The organism is Staphylococcus pasteuri, assembly GCF_030547725.1.
GTDB classification, from domain to species: domain Bacteria; phylum Bacillota; class Bacilli; order Staphylococcales; family Staphylococcaceae; genus Staphylococcus; species Staphylococcus pasteuri.
Window position 1 is genome coordinate 1 of the sequence record NZ_JAUOQO010000184.1, and the last position, 304, is coordinate 304.

At 46.1% G+C, this 304-nt stretch carries 1 protein-coding gene; it reads left to right on the top strand.

Annotated elements, in window-relative coordinates; translation table 11 throughout:
• Positions 1-304, top strand: a 304-nt coding sequence (gene ruvC, locus Q4528_RS13330; RefSeq protein WP_303521991.1) for a crossover junction endodeoxyribonuclease RuvC, incomplete at both ends; no start/stop codon positions are given.

Here is a 304-nt window from a genome sequence, read left to right on the forward strand (position 1 = left end):
GATCACCGGTTACGGTTTGATAAAGCAAGCCAATGGACGAATCGAGTATTTAGGCAGTGGCTGTATTCGCACTAGCGAAAAAGAACTGCCGTTACGTTTGAAGCAAATTCACGCGGGTGTTAGCGAAATTATTGCCCAGTTTTCTCCCGATGAATTTGCCCTTGAACAAGTGTTTATGGCTAAAAACGCAGATTCGGCACTCAAGTTAGGGCAAGCTCGAGGGGCAGCAATTGTAGCAGCAGTAAGCCAAGATTTACCCGTTGCTGAATATTCAGCAAGGCAAATAAAACAAGCGGTGGTAGGC